General features: G+C 75.7%; 14 protein-coding genes. 5 read left to right on the top strand and 9 right to left on the bottom strand.

The window, feature by feature from the left end; all coding sequences use genetic code 11:
• The first annotated feature begins 76 nt into the window (after positions 1-76).
• Positions 77-2,095 carry a protein meaA gene (locus ACI79B_RS04295; RefSeq protein WP_456929346.1) on the top strand — a complete coding sequence of 673 codons (2,019 nt, stop codon included), beginning with the start codon at positions 77-79 and terminating at the stop codon, positions 2,093-2,095.
• An 18-nt stretch (positions 2,096-2,113) separates the two neighbouring features.
• Here ACI79B_RS04295 and ACI79B_RS04290 read toward each other — a convergent pair whose 3' ends face one another.
• Together ACI79B_RS04290 and ACI79B_RS04285 are read right to left on the bottom strand one after the other, a co-directional pair.
• Complete coding sequence (locus ACI79B_RS04290; RefSeq protein WP_456929347.1) at positions 2,114-3,310, bottom strand: sensor domain-containing phosphodiesterase; 1,197 nt, start codon at positions 3,308-3,310, stop codon at positions 2,114-2,116.
• 60 nt (positions 3,311-3,370) lie between these two features.
• On the bottom strand, positions 3,371-4,096 hold the full coding sequence (locus tag ACI79B_RS04285) for a YqjF family protein (protein WP_456929348.1): 726 nt from the start codon (positions 4,094-4,096) through the stop codon (positions 3,371-3,373).
• A 59-nt stretch (positions 4,097-4,155) separates the two neighbouring features.
• Between ACI79B_RS04285 and ACI79B_RS04280 the strand changes: the two genes are divergently transcribed.
• Entirely contained in the window at positions 4,156-4,929 is a 774-nt protein-coding gene (locus ACI79B_RS04280; RefSeq protein ID WP_456929349.1) for an enoyl-CoA hydratase-related protein, read from the top strand.
• A 7-nt stretch (positions 4,930-4,936) separates the two neighbouring features.
• On the opposite strand, the gene ACI79B_RS04275 is transcribed toward ACI79B_RS04280, so the two are convergent.
• The gene (locus tag ACI79B_RS04275; protein WP_456929350.1) at positions 4,937-5,773 is read right to left on the bottom strand and encodes a hypothetical protein; all 837 of its coding nucleotides are present in this window, start codon (positions 5,771-5,773) and stop codon (positions 4,937-4,939) included.
• Positions 5,774-5,839: 66 nt separating this feature from the next.
• Here ACI79B_RS04275 and nucS point away from each other — a divergent pair, with 66 nt between their 5' ends.
• The 3 genes from nucS (at position 5,840) to ACI79B_RS04260 (ending at position 8,679) form a co-directional block, all read left to right on the top strand.
• On the top strand, positions 5,840-6,511 hold the full coding sequence (gene nucS / locus ACI79B_RS04270) for an endonuclease NucS (protein ID WP_456929351.1): 672 nt from the start codon (positions 5,840-5,842) through the stop codon (positions 6,509-6,511).
• 76 nt (positions 6,512-6,587) lie between these two features.
• Positions 6,588-8,369 (top strand): 3-hydroxyacyl-CoA dehydrogenase family protein, encoded by a 1,782-nt coding sequence (locus tag ACI79B_RS04265; protein WP_456929352.1) that lies wholly within the window; start codon positions 6,588-6,590, stop codon positions 8,367-8,369.
• Positions 8,370-8,436: 67 nt separating this feature from the next.
• Positions 8,437-8,679 carry a hypothetical protein gene (locus tag ACI79B_RS04260; RefSeq protein WP_457000061.1) on the top strand — a complete coding sequence of 81 codons (243 nt, stop codon included), beginning with the start codon at positions 8,437-8,439 and terminating at the stop codon, positions 8,677-8,679.
• Positions 8,680-8,687: 8 nt separating this feature from the next.
• Here ACI79B_RS04260 and ACI79B_RS04255 read toward each other — a convergent pair whose 3' ends face one another.
• The 6 genes from ACI79B_RS04255 to mce form a co-directional block, all read right to left on the bottom strand.
• Positions 8,688-9,356 carry a class F sortase gene (locus tag ACI79B_RS04255; protein WP_456929125.1) on the bottom strand — a complete coding sequence of 223 codons (669 nt, stop codon included), beginning with the start codon at positions 9,354-9,356 and terminating at the stop codon, positions 8,688-8,690.
• Entirely contained in the window at positions 9,353-10,219 is an 867-nt protein-coding gene (locus ACI79B_RS04250) for a DUF4397 domain-containing protein (protein ID WP_456929126.1), read from the bottom strand. The genes ACI79B_RS04255 and ACI79B_RS04250 overlap by 4 nt, the downstream gene beginning before the upstream one ends.
• Before the next feature lie 106 nt (positions 10,220-10,325).
• Positions 10,326-11,150, bottom strand: a complete 825-nt coding sequence (locus ACI79B_RS04245) for a hypothetical protein (RefSeq protein ID WP_456929127.1) — start codon at positions 11,148-11,150, stop codon at positions 10,326-10,328.
• A gap of 162 nt (positions 11,151-11,312) precedes the next feature.
• Positions 11,313-12,740, bottom strand: a complete 1,428-nt coding sequence (locus ACI79B_RS04240) for a hypothetical protein (protein ID WP_456929128.1) — start codon at positions 12,738-12,740, stop codon at positions 11,313-11,315.
• A gap of 188 nt (positions 12,741-12,928) precedes the next feature.
• Positions 12,929-14,260 (bottom strand): crotonyl-CoA carboxylase/reductase, encoded by a 1,332-nt coding sequence (ccrA, locus tag ACI79B_RS04235; RefSeq protein WP_456929129.1) that lies wholly within the window; start codon positions 14,258-14,260, stop codon positions 12,929-12,931.
• Positions 14,261-14,375: 115 nt separating this feature from the next.
• Positions 14,376-14,837, bottom strand: a complete 462-nt coding sequence (gene mce, locus ACI79B_RS04230; protein ID WP_456929130.1) for a methylmalonyl-CoA epimerase — start codon at positions 14,835-14,837, stop codon at positions 14,376-14,378.
• Between the last annotated feature and the right edge of the window lie 269 nt (positions 14,838-15,106).

Genomic DNA, 15,106 nt, shown 5'->3' with positions numbered 1-15,106 from the left:
CGCGATCGAGTGTGCCACCGCGGGGCTCCCGGACCGGTGCTGCTACTCGCCGGTAACCCCCTTACACTCCGCTGGCATGCCGTTCCCTTCATCGCCGAAGGAGCGCGACCGCCCCTGGGTCATGCGCACCTACGCCGGCCACTCCTCGCCGGCCGAGTCCAACGCGCTCTACCGCCGGAACCTGGCGAAGGGGCAGACCGGCCTGTCGGTCGCCTTCGACCTGCCGACGCAGACCGGCTACGACCCGGACGACGAGCTCGCCGTCGGTGAGGTCGGCAAGGTCGGTGTCCCGGTCACGCACATCGGCGACATGCGCGCGCTGTTCGACGGCATCCCGCTCGACGAGATGAACACGTCGATGACGATCAACGCCACCGCCATGTGGCTGCTCGCGCTCTACCAGGCGGTCGCCGAGGAGCACGGGCACGACGTCGCGAAGCTCGCCGGGACGACGCAGAACGACATCATCAAGGAGTACCTGTCGCGCGGGACCTACGTGTTCCCGCCCGGACCCTCGATGCGGCTGATCACCGACATGGTCGCCTACACCGTGACGGCGATGCCGAAGTGGAACCCGATCAACATCTGCAGCTACCACCTGCAGGAGGCCGGGGCGACGCCGGTGCAGGAGATCGCCTACGCGATGAGCACCGCGATCGCCGTCCTGGACTCGGTGCGCGACTCCGGGCAGGTGCCGCAGGAGCGCTTCGGCGAGGTGGTCGCGCGCATCTCCTTCTTCGTCAACGCGGGCGTCCGCTTCGTCGAGGAGATGTGCAAGATGCGCGCCTTCACCCAGCTCTGGGACGAGCTGACGCAGGAGCGCTACGGCGTGCAGGACCCCAGGCACCGCCGCTTCCGCTACGGCGTGCAGGTCAACTCCCTGGGCCTCACGGAGGCGCAGCCGGAGAACAACGTCCAGCGGATCGTGCTGGAGATGCTCGCCGTCACACTGTCCAAGGACGCCCGCGCCCGCGCGGTGCAGCTGCCGGCGTGGAACGAGGCGCTCGGCCTGCCCCGGCCGTGGGACCAGCAGTGGTCGCTGCGGCTGCAGCAGGTGCTCGCCTACGAGACCGACCTGCTCGAGTACGACGACCTGTTCACCGGGTCGGTCGTGGTGGAGCGCAAGGTCGCCGAGCTCGTCGAGGGCGCCCGTGCCGAGATCGCCCGGGTGCAGGAGATGGGCGGGGCGGTGGCCGCCGTCGAGTCCGGCTACATGAAGGGGCAGCTGGTCGCCTCGCTGGCCGAGCGGCGGCGCCGGATGGAGAACGGCGACGACGTCGTCGTCGGCGTGAACCGGTTCGACAGCACCGAGCCCAACCCGCTGACGGCGGACCTCGACACCGCGATCATGGTCGTCGACCCGGCCGTGGAGGCGGCCGCGAAGGAGGCCGTGCAGCGGTGGCGGGCCGAGCGCGACCCGGCGCCGGTGGAGGCCGCGCTGGCCGCGCTGCGCGAGGCCGCCGGCAGCGACGTCAACCTCATGGAGGCGACCCTGCAGTGCGCCCGCGCGGGCGTGACGACGGGGGAGTGGGCCGGCGTGCTGCGCGAGGTGTTCGGCGAGTACCGCGCCCCCACCGGCGTGGCCGCGGCCACCGGCGGCGGCGAGGCCGACGAGACGCTGGCGCAGGTCCGCGAGCGGGTGCGCGCCACCGGTGAGGAGCTGGGCGGGCGACTGCGGTTCCTGGTCGGCAAGCCCGGCCTCGACGGGCACTCCAACGGCGCCGAGCAGATCGCCGTCCGCGCCCGCGACGCCGGGTTCGAGGTGGTCTACCAGGGCATCCGGCTCACGCCCGCGCAGATCGTGTCGGCCGCGATCGAGGAGGACGTGCACGTCGTCGGGCTCTCGGTGCTGTCCGGCTCGCACCTGCAGGTGGTGCCGGCGGTGCTGCGGGGCCTGCGGGAGGCGGGCCTGGACGACGTCCCGGTCGTCGTCGGCGGGATCATCCCCGACAGCGACGCCCGCCGGCTGCGCGAGCAGGGCGTGGCCCGGGTGTTCACGCCCAAGGACTTCGGGCTCACCGACATCATGGGCCAGGTCGTCGACGTGATCCGCGAGGCGAACGGCCTCGACGAGAAGGTGCCCGCCTCCGTGTGAGGGCCCGGCCGGCGCCGCTCAGGAGATCGGCGCCGGCCGGCCGAACAGGTGGCCCTGGCCGTAGCGGACGCCGCGGGCGAGCAGGGCGTCGCGCTCGGCGGTGGTCTCGATGCCCTCGGCCACCAGCGTGGCGCCGGTGTCGGCGGCGAAGGCCACCATCGCCGCGGTCATCGCCTGCCGGGCCGGGTCGACGTCGACCCCGCTGACCAGCGCGATGTCGAGCTTGATGGTGTCCGGCCGCAGCCGCAGGATGTGCCGGAGGCTCGCGTAGCCGGCGCCGGCGTCGTCGATGCTGAGCCGGATCCCGGCCGCCCGCAGCGGCGCCAGCGCGCCCAGGACCGGCCCGTAGTCCGCGATCGGGCTGTGCTCGGTGATCTCCACGGTCAGCGCCGTCCGCCGGACGCCGTCGAGGAGGGCCTCGCCGACCTCGGGGGACAGCAGCGCCTCGGGGGAGAGGTTGACCGCCAGCCGCAGGCCCCGCGGCAGCCGGTCCCCGGCCTCCAGCGCGGCGTGCACGGCCAGCAGCTCCAGGTCCACGCCCAGGCCGACGACGGCGGCGTCGGCGAACAGCGTCGCCGGGCCGCCCTCGCTGCCCGGGAAGCGGGACAGCGCCTCGTGCGCGACGACGGTGCCGCTGTGCATGTCGACGACCGGCTGGACGTGCACCTCCACCGCGCGCCGCTCCAGGACGCCGCAGACCCGCGCGCGCCGGGCGGCCAGCTCGGCCTCGGCGGCCTCCTCGGCGGTCAGCCGCTCGCCGATCAGCTCGGCGAGCATCTCCACCGTCCGCACCGACGAGCCGTCCAGCTGCTCCCCGGGGTCCCGGCTGATGCAGCACAGCATCCCGAGCGGGCGCCGGTCGTCGCCGCGCACCGGGGCGCCGACGTAGGAGCCGATCCCCAGCTGCCGGGTGACCGCGAGCTCGCGGGTGACCGGGTTGCGGTCGGCGCCGGTGACCACCGGCGGCAGCTGGCCGGACAGCACCCGCACGCAGAAGGACTCCTCGAGCGGCATCGACATGCCCTCGGAGACGTTCATGGCGCCGAGCTCGCCGGTGGCCGAGGCGATCTCCTGGCGGTCCTGGGTGAACACCGACAGCCAGGCGACGTCCATCCCGAGCCGGGCGCGCGCGAGCTCGAGCAGGCGGTGCACCCAGTCCTCGCCGGCGTCGTCGGTCGTCGGGTCGGCCGTCGCCACGGGCTGCGGTGCTCCCACCCGGGCAGTGTCGCCGCTGGGCGCCGTCTTGCCCAGGGGGTTGCGGAACGGCTCCGTGCGTCAGACGCGGGGGCCGAAGCGGACGTCGACGCCGGGGGAGAACAGCACGCTGTCCGGCGGGCCGCCCACGCCGGGCAGCCCGGCCGCGGCGAGCAGGTCGCCGTCCCAGGTCAGGAGCTCGGCGCGGTGCAGCGGCCAGGCCGGGTGCTCGTTGGGCCAGTAGCGCGTGCGGCCCCGGCTCGTCTGGTGCAGGCCCCAGCGGCCGGTGAGGAAGCGCTCCAGCGGACCGGGCCGCTCCAGCCGCGGGCCCACCCGCACCTCGACCCGGCCGCCGGCCCCGCGCGGCCCGGGCCAGCGCCGCCGGCAGGTGTAGGTCAGCAGGTCGCCGTCGCGGGTCAGGCGCATCCGCGACCACAGGTAGGGCAGCCCCGCGGCGCGGGCGACCAGCACCGGCAGCAGCCGGTCGGCGTCGAGGGACGCGAAGACGACGCCGCGCCGGCCCTCCCCGTCCACGGAGTACAGCCGCACGTTGGTCTCGAGGAACGAGCCGACCCAGGGCAGGCCGGGCGAGCCGAGGACGCCGATGCGGCGCATGCGGAAGGGCACCAGCCCCACCCAGCTGCGCCCGTCCGGGGTGGTGTCGGGCCGGGTGCCCGGCGGCAGCAGCGGCGCGACGACGTCCGGGTCGACCGCCCAGTGCAGGAACGCGACGTCCCGCCAGCCCTGGGTGAACAGCGTCCGCCCGGCGGCGCGGGGCGCGGTGTCGGTGACCTCCTCGGCGTCCACCCCTCCAGCGTCCCCAGCCGCGTTGCCCCCGACCGGCGGTCCGTGGTGAGGTCGGTCACGTGACCGCCGAGGGAGCTCCCCGCGTCGAGCGCGACGGCGACGTCGTCCGCATCACGATGTGCCGCCCGCAGCGGCGCAACGCGCTGTCCCGCGACCACCTCACCCAGCTGCTGGCCGCCGTCACCGACGCCGGCGCCACCGACGCGGCGGGCATCGTCCTCGGCGCGGAGGGACCGGTGTTCAGCGCCGGGCACGACTTCCGGGACGTCGTCGACCGGCCGGTGACCGAGGTCCGCAGCCTGCTCGCGCTGTGCACCGAGCTGATGCAGACGCTGCAGGACGTGCCGCAGGTCGTCGTCGCGCGGGTGCACGCCCTGGCCACCGCCGCGGGCTGCCAGCTGGTCGCCTCCTGCGACCTCGCGGTGGCCGCGGAGTCGGCCGGCTTCGCCGCCCCGGGCGGCAAGGGCGGCTGGTTCTGCCACACGCCGATGGTGGCGATCGCCCGCAACGTCGGCCGCAAGCGGGCGATGGAGCTCGCGCTCACCGGCGACGTCATCGACGCGCGCACCGCGCTGGACTGGGGGCTGGTGAACCGGGTCGTGCCCGACGGCGAGCTCGACGCCGCCGTCGACGAGCTGATGGCGCGCGCCACCCGTGGCTCGCGGGCGAGCAAGGCCTGGGGGAAGCAGACGATGTACGCCCAGCTCGACCGGACCGAGCGGGACGCCTACGCCGTCGCCGTCGAGGTGATGGCGTCGGCCAGCCAGATCGACGGCGCCCGCGAGGCCATGCGGTCGTTCCTGGAGAAGCGCCCGCCGGCCTGGACGGACTGAGGGCGGGTCAGCCGGTCAGGTCGGCGCAGCCGGTCTCGTGCGGGAGCACCGGCCGGAACGCGATCGACCAGCGCGCGCCGTCGACGGTGACCCAGGGCGTCAGGACGTTCGCCGGGGCGGCGGCCGCGAGCACGTCGGCGGCCTGCTGCCCGGTGGCGCTCACGCAGGTCAGGCCGGCGCCCAGCGGCGTGCCGGGCAGCTCGGGACCCGGCCAGGCGACGTCGGGCTGGGGGAACTCCGGGTCGGCGCCGGCGTGCGGCTGGACCACCGCGGCGACCGTCTGCGGCACGTAGGACTCCGCCGGGCCCGTGCCGGCCAGGCCGGTGAGCTCGTCGACGAGGTCCTGCAGCCGGCCGCGGGCCTCGGCCTGCTCCGGGGTCAGCGACCCGTCGGGGGTCTCGGCGAGCGCGTAGACCTCGCGGACCGCGGTGCCCTCGTCGGTGGTCAGGGTGATGCGGGTGGTGGGCGCGTCGGCCACCGGCGGCTCGCCGAGGTCGGCGTCCTCCGCCACGCCGGCGTCGACGGCGCGGTCGAGCAGATCGCGCACGGTGGCCTCCCCGACCTCGGTCACCTGCACGTTCGGCAGCGCGGGCGAGGGCCAGATCTCGATCTGCGGGCCCTCGGTGAACACCCGGCCGTCGCCGTAGACGGTGACCAGCGGCAGCCGGGTGACCAGGTCCTCCGGGGGCACGAAACCGCCGGTGTGCTCGACCTGCAGCACGGGGCCCGCGGGCAGGGGGGCGGGTGACGGCGCCGCGGCGTCGGCACCGTCCTGCGCGCACCCGGCCAGTGCCAGCGCGCCGGCCAGCAGGGCGGCCGCGCGCACCGTCGACGTCGTCGTCACGGTCCTGCGGACGCGCGACCCGGCTCGGCGGTTCCCGTCGTGACCGGACCGGTACCGTCGGCCCCCGTGCGTCTGGTCATCGCCCGCTGCTCGGTCGACTACATCGGGCGGCTGACCGCCCACCTGCCCATGGCCCCGCGGCTGCTGCTGGTCAAGGCCGACGGCTCGGTGTCGGTGCACGCCGACGACCGCGCCTACAAGCCGCTGAACTGGATGAGCCCGCCGTGCTCCCTGAAGGACGAGCTGGTCGACGGGTCCGGCACCTGGACGGTCACCAACAAGGCCGGTGAGCAGCTGGTCATCACCATCGAGTCGGTCGAGCACGACTCCGCGCACGAGCTGGGCGTGGACCCCGGCCTGCAGAAGGACGGCGTCGAGGCCGAGCTGCAGCGGCTGCTCGCGCTGCACGTGGAGACCTTCGGGCAGGGCTGGTCGCTGGTCCGCCGCGAGTACCCGACGGCGATCGGCCCGGTCGACCTGCTCTGCCGCGACGCCGACGGCCGGACCGTCGCCGTCGAGGTCAAGCGGCGCGGGGAGATCGACGGCGTCGAGCAGCTGACCCGCTACCTCGAGCTGCTCAACCGCGACCCGCTGCTGGCCCCGGTCAAGGGCGTGTTCGCCGCGCAGGAGATCAAGCCGCAGGCGCGGGTGCTCGCCGGCGACCGCGGCATCGAGTGCGTGACCGTCGACTACGCCGTCCTCAAGGGCACCGACGACCCCACCCAGCGCCTGTTCTGAGACCGCTACCCACCGGTAGCCCCGGGCCGTTCGGGTGGGAGACTGCCCCGGTCAACGCACGGGAGGAGATGGCAGCGTGGCCAGAGAACTGACCGAGGTCGGCGTGGTGGGCCTGGGCACCATGGGTGCGGGCATCGCCGAGGTGCTGGCCCGCGCGGGCCTGTCGGTGACCGCCGTGGAGATCAGCGAGGACGCGCTGAGCCGGGGGCGCGGGCACGTCGAGCAGTCCACCGGCAAGGCGGTCGCGCGCGGCAAGCTCGACGACGCCGAGCGCGAGGCGATCCTCGGGCGGATCCGCTTCACCACCTCGCTGGAGGACCTCTCCGCCGCGGAGCTGGTCATCGAGGCCGTCCCGGAGCGGATGGAGCTCAAGACCGAGCTGTTCGCCGAGCTGGACAAGATCTGCCCGCCGGACACCATCCTCGCGACCAACACCTCGAGCCTGTCGGTGACCGAGCTGTCGGTGGCCACCGGCCGGCCGAGCAAGGTCATCGGGATGCACTTCTTCAACCCGGCGCCGGTCATGAAGCTGGTCGAGGTCGTGCGCACCGTCGTCACCGAGCCCTCGGTCATCGAGGACGTCGAGGCCCTGGCCGAGCGGCTGGGCAAGGTCGACGTGACCATCGGCGACAAGGCCGGCTTCATCGCCAACGCGCTGCTGTTCGGCTACCTCAACCACGCGGTCTCCATGTACGAGAACCGCTACGCCAGCCGCGAGGACATCGACGCCGCCATGCGGCTGGGCTGCGGCCTCCCGATGGGCCCGCTCGCGCTCATGGACCTCATCGGCATCGACACCGCCTACGAGATCCTCGACACGATGTACAAGCAGTCGCGCAACCGGCTGCACGCGCCCAGCCCGATCATCAAGCAGATGATGACCGCGGGCCTGCTGGGCCGGAAGTCCGGCCGCGGCTTCTACACCTACGCCCAGCGCGACTCCGCCGAGGTCGTGCCGGACGCGCTCACCCCCGGCGCCGGGCAGGCCGCGGAGGGCGCCCGCCCGGTGTCGAAGGTCGGCGTCGTCGGCTCCGGGACGATGGCCACCGGCATCATCGAGGTCGTCGCCAAGGGCGGCTACGAGGTCGTCTTCGTCGCCCGCACCCTCGACAAGGTCGAGGCCGTGCACACCGCGCTGCGGAAGTCGCTGGACAAGCAGGTCGCCCGCGGGCGGCTCGACGAGGCCGGCCGGGACGAGGTCCTCGCCCGGGTCACCGGCACGGCGTCGCTGGACGACCTCGCCGACGTCGACCTGGTCATCGAGGCCGTCGTCGAGCACCTGGCCACCAAGCAGGCGCTGTTCGCCAACCTCGGCGAGATCTGCAAGCCCGGCGCGGTGCTGGCCACGACGACGTCGAGCCTGCCGGTCATCGAGTGCGCCAAGGCCAGCGAGCGCCCCGCCGACGTCGTCGGCCTGCACTTCTTCAACCCCGCGCCGGTGATGAAGCTGGTCGAGGTGGTCAGCACCATCGCCACCGCCCCCGACGTCGCGGCCACCGCGCACGCGGTCTGTGCCCGGCTCGGCAAGCACGCGGTGTCCTGCACCGACCGGGCCGGTTTCATCGTCAACGCGCTGCTGTTCCCGTACCTGAACGACGCGGTGAAGATGCTCGAGGCGCACTACGCGACCGCCGACGACATCGACGCCGCCATGAAGGTCGGCTGCGGCTACCCGATGGGCCCGTTCGAGCTGCTCGACGTCGTCGGTCTCGACGTCTCGCTGGCCATCGAGCGGGAGCTGTACGTCGAGTTCCGCGAGCCCGGGTTCGCGCCCGCGCCGCTGCTCGAGCACCTGGTCACCGCCGGCTACCTGGGCCGCAAGACCGGCCGCGGGTTCCGGGACTACTCCCGGCGCTGAGGTGCCCCGCAGGGGACGACGCAGCGGGGGGCGGCCGACCCGCCGCCCCCCGCGCGGGCCTCGGCGCGTGGAAGGCGAGGAGGCCGCGGCCCGCCCCAGGGTCGTCCCCCGGCTGACCCCGGCCGCCAGGACCAAGCCCTACCGCTGCCCGGGGTGCGACCAGGAGATCCGGCCGGGCACACCGCACGTGGTCAGCTGGCCGGCCTACGCCCGCGACTCGGACCTCGAGCCCTGGGACACCGACTCCGCCGCCGACCTGCGCCGGCACTGGCACACCGCCTGCTGGCAGGCCCGCGACCGCCGCCGCTGACGAGGGGCTCAGGCCGTCGCGGTCGCGAAGACCACGACGTTGTCCTCGTAGCTGCGCACCGAGCGGTCGAAGGCGCCGCCGCAGGTGACCAGCCGCAGCTGGGCGTCCGCCGTCGGCCCGTACACGGCGTCGGTGGGGAAGGCGTCCTTCGGGTGCCGCTCGACCCGGGTGACGGTGAACGCCACCGTGCTGCCGTCGGCGCGGTCGACGAGCACCTCGTCCCCGGGGGCGAGCTCGCGCAGGCGCCAGAAGACCGCCGGGCCGCTGCGGGAGTCGACGTGCCCGGCCAGCACCGCCGGGCCGACGTCGCCCGGCGCCGGGCCGCCGGTGTACCAGCCGGCCGTGGCGAAGTCGGCCGGGGCCGCCAGCGCGCCGGCGGCGTCGAGGCCCAGGTCGACCAGCCCGCTGTCGAGGCCGATCGCGGGCGCCCGCACCCGCACCGGCGGCACGGCCGCGGGGGCGGAACGCTGGGCGAGCACGACCGGCCCCGGGACGGTCGCGGCCGGCGCCCCGGCGGCGGCCGGCGGGGGAGCGGCCGGCTCCAGCAGAGCGACCGCCCCCGCGGCGAGCGCGAGGAGGGCCAGCGCCAGCCGCAGCAGGCCTCCCCGGCTCCAGCGGGGCGCGCGGTGCCGGGACCGGCGGGCGGGAGCGCGGTGGCAGGCGGCCGGCCCGCTCACCGGCGCCGGCGGCCCGCGGCGTGCCGGCCCGGAGCCGCGCCGGCGGCCGCCCGCCGCGTGGTGAGCAGGACCAGGCCCGCGGCGGCGGCGAGGACGGTGGCCGTGACCGGCGCGGGCAGCGAGGGGTCGTCCACCGCGCCGCCGGCACCGGCCTCCACCCCGCCCGAGGGGACGACCCCGGCGCCGGCGGCGTCGAGGGCGGTCCGCACGGTCAGCCCACCGCCGGCCCGGTCGAGCACCAGCACGCTGTACACGGATCCGGCGTCGACCTGCACCGGCAGGTCCGTGGCCTGGCCGCCCTGCGGCGTCACGCTGACCGCCGTGGCGCCCGCGGGGACGTCGACGTAGCCGGTGGTGTCGGCGAACGCCAGGCCGGTGGCCAGCGAGGGCCCGCCGGGGACGGCGACGTCGAGGGTCTGCGCGCCGGCCGCCGCCGCGACGACCCGCAGCCGCGCGGTGCCCGGCGGCGGCGGGGTGAGGTCGTCGTCGAGCACCTCGAGGCCGAGGTCGGCGAAGGCGCCGACGCCGGCCACGGTGTGCGCGCTGTCCGCGCCCACCTGCACCGTCGTCGACAGCACCGGCGGGCTCCCCGGGCCCGCGCCGGCGGCGCGCATGCTCACCGCGTAGGTGCCGGCGGGGACGGGCTGGTAGTCCGACACCGTGCCGTAGCCGACCGCGGGGAACACCTGGCCGGCCGCGGGGTCGGCGACCGAGTCGACGTAGACGTCGACGGCCGGCGTGTCGGGGGACAGGTGCGCCAGCCGGAGCAGGCCGCCGTCGTCCGCGGCCGCCGGGCCGGTGGGCAGCCCCGCCATCGTCGCGGTCAGGGCCACCACCGCCAGGACCCGGCTCGTCCTGCTCACGCGCGCCTCCCGGTGCAGGGTCGGATCCCCGCCGTCGTCAGGGGATGACCCAACGTCTACCTCGTGGGTCCGCGGGCCACACCCGCGGGGTCCGCCGGGCGCGCCGTCAGCCGGTGGCGGCGGTCACCAGGGCCTCCGGCGCGGAGACGTAGCGGAAGGACACGAGCACCCCGGCGTCGGTCACCTCGACGTCGTCGGGGGCGAACGGCGGGAGCTGGGCGGCGAGCCACGCCCGCAGCCGCTCGGTGGCCTCCGGGTCCCCGGGCACCGGCGCGCCGCCGACGGCGTCGACGAGCGCCCGGCGGGCCGGCGTCGCGGCGCCCTCCTCGCCCGGCAGCGCGGGGAACGCCGCGACACCCACGCCGTCGGCGGCGGCCACGGCGGCCAGCACGGTGAGCAGCCGCTCGTCGACGGCGGCGTCCTGGAGGACGGCGGCCGCCGCGCCCTCGGCCCGGGTGGTCGGGTTGGCGAGCAGCGCCCGGGCGAGGTCCTGCCGGCGGGCGACCTCCCCGGCCGTGGGCTCGCCGGGCGCGGGGTCGACGACGAGCAGCTCGCTGCCGTCCCCGTGCCGGTCGAAGCGCGCCACCACCCGCGTGCCGGCCGGCGCGGCCCCGACGACGGCGAGCAGCGTGCCGGGCGGGACGCCGTCCTCGGCCGGGCGCAGCCGGCCGGCCGGGACGCCGGCGTCGGTCAGCTCCCGCCGGACGGCGGCCGTGGCGGCCAGGTCCGTCTGCGGCGGCAGCGCGGCGCCGAGCCAGCCGGCCACCGGCTCGGCGCCGTCCGGGGGAGTCGCGTCGTCGCCCGGACCCAGGGTGCTCGCGGTGGACGGGCGCGCCGCCGGGCCGGCGTCGTCGCGGCCGAGCGCGGCCTGCCCCAGTCCCACGCCGCCGACGAGGACGGCCAGGCCCGCGGCGAGCAGCGTGCCGCGCACGGCGGGACGCCGCGGGCCCGCGGGCCGCGCGCGGTGCCGGTGCCGGGCACGCCGCCCGCGCCTGGCGGCGCGCGGTGCGTCCGGACCGGGAGTGACCGATCCGGACGCGTCTGTCACGTCTCCTGCCTACCCCGCCGCGGTCCGCGGCGCGCGGGCAGCAGGTCAGCGACGCCCGGGGACGGCGGGCTGGCCGCCGGTGTCGCCGCTGCGGACGGCGGGCTGCACCGCGGTCTGCGGGCCCTGGGGCTCCGGGGCGCCCTCGGGGGACGGCTGCTCGGCGCGGGTCGACCCGCCGGCCGGCCGGCCCTCCTCCTGACCCGCGGTGTGCACCGGGCGGATCTGCTGGGTCTCCGCCACCGACGGCCGGCCGGACCCGGACTCCTGCCCGGTCGGCGGCTGCACGGCGGGCATGGTCTGCGGCGACGACGGCCGGGTGGGCTGCCGGGCGGCGGCGGCCTCGCCGGCGGGGGCCTCGGCGGGCCGGGTGTGCGGCGTCGGGCGGGGTGCGGCCGGCTGCCCGCCGCTCTGCGGGCCGACGGCGCGCTGCACGGCCGTCTGCGGCCCGACGGCGGGCTGCACGAGCGTCTGCGGCTCCCCGGCGGGGCGGCCGACGGCCGGCTGCACCGCGGTCTGCGGGCCGTCGGCGTCGCGGCGGGCCGCGGGCTGCTGCTCCTGCGGCGACGACTGCGCGGGCTGCGGGGCCGGGGCCGCCGGCTGCGGGGCGGGGGCGGCCGGCGGGCGGGTGGCCTGCTGCGTCGGCTGGCCCGGGCGCTGCGCCTGCGGCTGGGGCCGGTCGGCCAGGTCGGGCAGGGTGGACAGCACCCGCCGGGCCTCGTTGAGCCGCGCGGTGAGCTCGTCGCGCACCCGGCGGACGGCGGCGGCGGAGGCCTCGGCGTCGGTGACGACGGCGGCCGCGTGCGCCTCCGCGGCGGCGACGCGCTCCTGCGCGGCCCGCACCGACTGCTGGTCGCGCTCCTCCTCGATCCGCGCGGCCTCTGCGCGGCGGGCGCGCTGCGCGATCTCGAAGTCCTCCTCGACCTTGGCGCGGCGGGCCTGCGACTCGGCGTCGAGCCGGGCGACCTTCTCCTGCGCCTTGGCCACCAGCTCGTCGGCGCGGATCTGCGCCTTGCTGGCGATCTGCTCGGCGTTCTGGCGGGCCTCGGCGAGCATCCGCTCCACCTCGGCCTGGCCCGCCGCGTGCCGCTCGAGCATCGCGCGTTCCTCTGCGGCGGTCTGCTCGCGCAGCGCCCGGGCCTCCTGCTCGGCGGTCGCGCGGATGTCGGCGGCCTCCTCCTCGGCCAGCCGGAGCATGTGCGAGATGCGCTCGCTCATGTTCTCGAACGTGGCGGGGCCCGAGTTCGCGGCCTTGCGGCGCAGCTGGTCGATCTCCGCGTGCATCGCCGACAGCTGGCCGGCGAGGTCGCTGACGCGCGCGGCCGCGGCGTCCCGGTCGGCCAGCGCGACCCGGATGTCGGCCTCGAGGCGCTCGATGGTCTCGGCCACCTGGTGGCGGTCGTAACCCCGCAGCACCACGTCGAACGAGTGCTGGGCCTCGCGCATCGGCAGCAGGTCGCGGCGGGGATCGGTCATGCGGGTCATCCTCGCAGAGTCGGGGGAGGGGCGTCAGCGTGTCGAGGCGGGTCCGGCCGTTCGGCGTGTGGCGCCCCGGGTGGTGCCGGTGGGCCCCGGACCGCGCCCCGTCGGACAACGAGGCGGCTCCCCCCAGGGTGCCCGGTCGCCGGCCGGCGTCCGGGCGCCCCCGTCCGGGGACCGGTGGATCAGATGCCGCGGAAGCGGTTGATCGCCGGCAGGTGCTTCTCCCGCTTCTCGGCGTCCTTGACGCCGAGGCCCTCCTCCGGGGCGAGGGTCAGCACGCCGACCTTGCCCTGGTGGAGGTTGTGGTGGACGTCGTAGGCGGCCTGGCCGACCTCGTCCATCGCGTAGGTCTTCGACAGGGTCGGGTGGATCAGCCCCTTGTCGATGAGCCGGTTGGCCTCCCACGCCTCCTTGTAGTTGGCGAAGTGCGACCCGACGATCCGCTTGAGGTTCATCCACAGGTAGCGGTTGTCGTAGGAGTGCATGTAGCCGCTGGTGGAGGCGCAGGTGACGATCGTGCCGCCCTTCTTGGCGACGTAGACGCTGGCGCCGAAGGTCTCGCGGCCGGGGTGCTCGAAGACGATGTCGACGTCGTCCCCGCCGGTCAGCTCGCGGATCCGCTTGCCGAACCGCTGCCACTCCCTGGGGTCCTGGGTCTGCTCGTCCTTCCAGAACCGGTAGCCCTCGGCGGAGCGGTCGATCACCAGCTCGGCGCCCATCTTCCGGACGATGTCGGCCTTCTCCGGGCTGGAGACCACGCAGACGGGGATGGCGCCGCCGTTGAGGGCCATCTGGGTGGCGTAGGAGCCCAGGCCGCCCGACGCGCCCCAGATCAGGACGACGTCGCCCTGCTTCATGTCCGCACCGTTGCGGGACACCAGCTGGCGGTAGGCGGTGGAGTTGACCAGCCCGGGGGCGGCCGCCTCCTCCCAGGACAGGTGCGCGGGCTTGGGCATGAGCTGGTTGCTCTTGACCAGCGCGAGCTCGGCGAGGCCGCCGAAGTTGGTCTCGAAGCCCCAGATCCGCTGCTGCGGGTCCATCATCGTGTCGTCGTGGCCGGCCGGGTCCTCGAGCTCGACCGACAGGCAGTGCGCCACGACCTCGTCGCCGGGCTTCCACCTGTTCACGCCCGGGCCCACCCGCAGGACGACGCCGGCCAGGTCGGAGCCGACGACGTGGTAGGGCAGGTCGTGCCGCTTGGTCAGGTCGTTCTGTCGCCCGTAGCGCTCGAGGAACCCGAAGGTGCTGACCGGCTCGAAGATCGACGTCCAGACGGTGTTGTAGTTCACCGAGGAGGCCATGACGGCGACGATCGCCTCGCCCGGGCCGAGCTCCGGGGTGGCGACCTCCTCCACGTGCAGCGACTTGCGCGGGTCCTTCTCCTTGGTGGGCATCCCGGCGAACATGTCCTGCTCGTCCTTGCGGACGAGGACCGCCCGGTAGGACTCCGGCACCGGCAGGCCGCCGATGTCGCTGAGCTGGTCGGCGAGGATGGCGTCCCTGATCTCGTCCACGTGTCTCTCCCGGGTCTTCGTCGGCGCGGAGGGTGGTAGGGCGGGTGCGCGGCAGGTTACCGGCCGGTAACCCACGGGTCGTGCGCAGGTCGGGGGCGGGGCTGGCCCCGGCTGGTCAGTGCGGGGTGCGGGCCGGCTCGACCAGCTCGACCAGCACGCCGCCGGCGTCCTTGGGGTGCACGAAGTTCACGCGGCTGTCCGACGTCCCGCGCCTGGGGGTGTCGTAGAGCAGCCGCAGGCCGCGCTCGCGCAGCGTGGCGCTGACCGCCTCGACGTCGTCGACGCGGAAGGCGAGCTGCTGCAGGCCCGGGCCCGACCGGCCGATGAACTTGGCGATCGTCGACTCCGGCGTCAGCGGGGCGAGCAGCTGGATGCGGGTGTCGCCGGAGCCGACGGCGAGCATCGCCTCGCGGACGCCCTGCTCCTCGTTGGTCTCCTCGTGCACGGAGCGCACGCCGAAGGCCTGTGCGTAGAAGGCGATCGCCTCGTCCAGGTCGGGGACGGCGATGCCCACGTGGTCGATGGTGGTGAACAGCTCGGCGGGCAGGCCCGCGGGAGCAGACGCGTCGGCGGTCACCGCGTCATCCTGACGCAAGACGTCTGAGACGACTCCCCGGTGTGGCCACCATCACGCCCTCGGGGTGGGGGACGGGGGCAGCCCGGTCGGGCCGCCCCGAGGACGGCCGGGCCGCTGCCACCGGTCGCCCCGGGCGACCGCTCGCCGCTGACCTCGGACGGGACGACCGCGCCGCCGTCGCCGTGGACGACCGGGGTCGGCGCAGGCCGTCGACCCCGGTTGGAGAACCGATCTATCCTGTGCCGCAGCCCGACCGCCGCGACCCGTCC

It is taken from the genome of Geodermatophilus sp. SYSU D00879 (genome assembly GCF_054050375.1).
Note: the sequence above shows the minus strand (reverse complement) of the source record. Positions and strands in the feature narration are given on the sequence as shown.

Bases quoted from the DNA above. Each gene is read 5' to 3' on its own strand.
- ACI79B_RS04240 (WP_456929128.1), bottom strand. From the start codon at position 12,740: ATGACCGATCCCCGCCGCGACCTGCTGCCGATGCGCGAGGCCCAGCAC.
- ACI79B_RS04295 (WP_456929346.1), top strand. From the start codon at position 77: ATGCCGTTCCCTTCATCGCCGAAGGAGCGCGACCGCCCCTGGGTCATG.